The sequence below is a fragment of the Ilumatobacter sp. genome, from assembly GCF_049588435.1.
Taxonomy (GTDB): domain Bacteria; phylum Actinomycetota; class Acidimicrobiia; order Acidimicrobiales; family Ilumatobacteraceae; genus Ilumatobacter_A.
Genome location: NZ_JBAVYV010000214.1, coordinates 1 through 3570, shown reverse-complemented (window position 1 = coordinate 3570; position 3570 = coordinate 1). Strand labels below are relative to the sequence as shown.

General features: G+C 66.8%; 3 protein-coding genes and 1 pseudogene. 1 reads left to right on the top strand and 3 read right to left on the bottom strand.

Features of this window, described 5'->3' with window-relative positions; genetic code table 11:
- Nucleotides 1–554, top strand: a pseudogene (locus WBV89_RS08090) (ABC transporter permease); the annotation flags it as partial.
- A 25-nt stretch (nucleotides 555–579) separates the two neighbouring features.
- Here the strand turns inward: WBV89_RS08090 and WBV89_RS08085 are convergent.
- The 3 genes from WBV89_RS08085 to WBV89_RS08075 all read right to left on the bottom strand — a co-directional run.
- Nucleotides 580–2040, bottom strand: a complete 1461-nt coding sequence (locus WBV89_RS08085) for a DUF222 domain-containing protein (RefSeq protein ID WP_423980821.1) — start codon at nucleotides 2038–2040, stop codon at nucleotides 580–582.
- Between the two features lie 250 nt (nucleotides 2041–2290).
- A complete protein-coding gene (locus WBV89_RS08080) occupies nucleotides 2291–2710 on the bottom strand; it encodes a hypothetical protein (RefSeq protein ID WP_423980820.1) in 420 nt (139 codons plus the stop codon).
- 47 nt (nucleotides 2711–2757) lie between these two features.
- The coding region (locus tag WBV89_RS08075; RefSeq protein ID WP_423980819.1) for a dihydrolipoamide acetyltransferase family protein at nucleotides 2758–3570 on the bottom strand (813 nt) is incomplete at its 5' end.

The window sequence follows — 3570 nt, the reverse complement described above, 5'->3', positions numbered from 1 at the left end:
CCATCATGCTGATGGTCGCACTCCTCGCGGCGGGGTTCTTCGTGTCGTCGGTGCTGCGTCTCCGTTCCGAGGAGCGGGCGTCGCGCGTCTCGCCGATGCTCGCCACACCGGTCAGCAGGCGGAATTGGCTGTGGAGCCATCCGACGGTCGCGCTCGTCGGTGGGACCGGTGTGATGCTCGCGGGCGGCTTGCTCACCGGACTGGGGTATGCCGCCAGTGTGGGTGATTGGGGCGAGATCCTCCCGCTGATCGGTGCCGCAGTCGCGTGGCTCCCGGCCCTCTTCGTCATCGCTGCGATTCCGGTCGCCCTCGTCGGCGTCGCGCCGCGACTGGCTCCCTTCGCCTGGGCCGGTGTGGCGTACGCCGCCCTCGTCGGCCTGCTGGGCCGAACGCTCGACATGCCCCAGTGGATGCGTGACCTCTCACCGTTCGAACACACGCCACAGCTGCCGGCCGCGGACTTCGACATCGTGCCGATCGTGATCATGCTCGGGGTCGCCGTGGCATTGATCGCCGTGGGCACCGTCGGGATCCGCCGCCGGGACCTCGATTGAGCTGCGTCCCCGTGGTCGGCCGGACTCAGGCGGCGGGTCGTCGAGCCAGCTCGGCGACCCGGTTGCGGGTGACGCTGGTGAGCAGGGCGATGTGCTCGGGTGAGTCGTCGTCGAAGTCGTCGATGCAGCTCTCGCCGCCGAGTTCGTCGGCGAAGTCAGGCGGTCGTGCGCCGACGGGCAGGATGATCGTGCCGTCCGCTCGGACGGTGTAGCTGCTCCCGTTGAGACCGCGTTTGATCCGCCATCGATGTTCGTGCTTGTCGTTGTTGTTCGATCGGCACAACACGCGTCCGTTGCGCTGATCGGTGCGCCCACCGTCGTCTGCCCATTCGTCGTTGTGGTCGATGTCGCACCAGTCCGCCGGAAGGTCACAACCGGCGTGTTCGCAGCGTGTGATCAACAGCTTCGCCGCGTGACGGGCGCTGCCCGTGAAGAGGCGCTGGCGGCGTCCGAGATCGATCACGACCCGACCCGAATCGACCACCGCCCGCCGCACGTGACCAGCCAACGCAGCGCGCATCACATCATGAGGATGCAGTGCGATTCCGGTGGTGGTTTCACATCGGCGCATGTCGGCGTTGGTGAGATCGTCGAGCAGACCGTCGGCTGCAGGATTGGTGAGCCCGGTGAACGGGTCGATCGGGCGCCCATCCAGATCGGTGGCGGTGGAGAGCCCGGCTGCGAGCAGCATCCGGCCCCACGTCGCAGCATCGATCACGATGTTCACCAACGGGTCCGCCGGAGTCCCGACATCGCCGGCCGTTGCAGCAGCACGGAAGATCGCGATGAGGGCGTCGAACTGGCGCTGGCGATCCGTTCGTGCGAGTTGAAAACCGCCGGCGAGTTCACCGTGCGCGGCTCGTCGGGCCTCGATGTCCTTCTGATACTCGGCGTGCGTGAACCGCTCGAGGATCGCGACGATCTCGGCGGTGACGAGACCGTCTCCACCCGACGCCCGGAGATCGAGGGTTCCGCCGACATCGACCGCACGTGCGCGGCGCCCCTCGACGGCCGCATCACGGTCATCGTGCTCGCCGTCCTCGTCGGCGCGGGCCACGAAGTGGTCGACGACCGCAACGAAGTCCGGGTACGGCATTTGCTCGGCATGCTTCAACAGCGTCGGTGCGAAGTCTGCGAGTTGATCGGCGACGCGTCGGTTGCTGTTGGCCATCGCCAACTTCTGGGCCTGCGGCACACCGATGTACCCGTTGATCCAGGCGTCGCCCAATCCGGCGATGTCGTCAACCGCTCGAGCGAGGCCGAGACGCCGACTCGTTTCGGTGTTCGACCAGTTCAGCGTCGCGCGACAGAACGCGGCCATCGTGCGATGCCCATCCACGGCGTGGACGCTCCGCGCTTTCGCGACCGCCAATGCTGCAGCCATCTCTGCGTCGACTCGGCGGCGTTCGAGTTCGTTCTCTTCGATCCGGGCGACGAGTTCGGTGGCGGACAAACCGACCAACTCGTCGACCACTTCGGAGAACATGACTCGATGATACAACATCAAAAGACCTGGTACAAGAGAGCTACAGAACAGGTGTTCCTTTCCGAGCTGCTCCGTTGTCGATCGCCCGTCGAGTGGCCGGAGGGACCGAAGAATCGGGCCGTCGAGCCATGAACGAGATCGACGCGGACCCGGCCGCGGGGTATCGAATCACGCCGCCGTGCGCCGCGCCCATGGGTCTCTCAGGGCAACGAGAAATCTCGGAAGTTTTCTGACCGTGCCCGCGCGACGGTCAGCCCTGGAGCGTGGAGATCAGTTCCGCGGGTTCGTCGACCGAGATCCGCAGCTCGCGCAGCGAGACCGGAATGAACGACATCAATCGGGCGGATGTGGCGGGGTCGATGCGAACGCACACGATCCCGCTCGACGATCCGTTGACAAGCCATCGACCGCGCCATCCGTGAGCGCCCCACCCGAGCACGCGCCGGTCGTCGTCTGCAGCGTCGTGCACCGCGGCCCGTGGAATCGAGGTACTGAAGGCCCAACCCATCCGCACCGTGACGACCTCGTCGCCGACGTCGATGAACGAGTTGCGCGACGACATCCCGAGCACGACCATCGCCCGATTGGCGCCCGTGAACCTGATCGGAAACCGTTGGCCGGACATCGGCCGGACGATATCGACCATCGCGTTGATCGGATCGCTGGTCATCATCGCCATCGTCGGCGAATGGCGAGGGCCTGACGTGTCAACTCGGGTCAGACCCCAGTTGATACGAAGAGCAGGGCGGGGGTCTCGAGCAGGCGCTTGATCCGCTGCACGAACGTCGCCGCATCCCAGCCGTCGACCATCCGGTGATCGAAGCTCGACGAGAGATTGAGCACCTGGCGTGGCCGGAACGATCCGTCCTGCCACACCGGGCGTGTCTCCATCTTGTTGACGCCGACGATCGCGACCTCGGGAGGGTTGATGATCGGTGTCGTCGCGACGCCGCCGAGCGCTCCGAGCGACGTGATCGTGATCGTCGACCCGGTGAGTTCGTCGCGTGTCGCCGAACCGTCGCGCGCCGCCGATGTGACCCGGGTGATCTCGTCGGCGAGGTCCCACACCCCGCGCCCCTCGGCGTGGCGGACGACCGGGACCCGGAGCCCGTCGTCGGTCTGCGTCGCGATTCCGATGTGCGCCGCGTCGAAGGTGGTGAGGATTTCGGACGCGTGGTCGTAGTGGGCATTCAGTCCCGGCTGCTCGGCGACCGCCAGCACGATCGCCCGAGCGAGGAACGGCAGGATCGTCAACCTGGCCGAACGGTCCCCGGAACCGGCGTTCAGCTCCGACCGGAGACGTTCGAGTTCGGTGACGTCGACGTCGTTCACGTAGGTGATGTGTGGGATCTCCCGCCACGCCTCCGACAGCCGCTCGGCGATCCGGCGCCGCACGCCGCGGATTGCGATCTCGTGCCGGTCGTCCGAGGCGTCGGACAGCGTCGTCGACGCCGCCGACGATCGACCGCGGGTGAGTTCTCGGTCGAGGTCGGCATGGACGACGCGACCCTCCGGCCCGGTGCCGGAGAT

Excerpts from the sequence above, each read along its gene's own strand:
- WBV89_RS08085 (WP_423980821.1), bottom strand. The coding sequence starts at position 2,040 with ATGTTCTCCGAAGTGGTCGACGAGTTGGTCGGTTTGTCCGCCACCGAA.
- WBV89_RS08080 (WP_423980820.1), bottom strand. The coding sequence starts at position 2,710 with ATGACCAGCGATCCGATCAACGCGATGGTCGATATCGTCCGGCCGATG.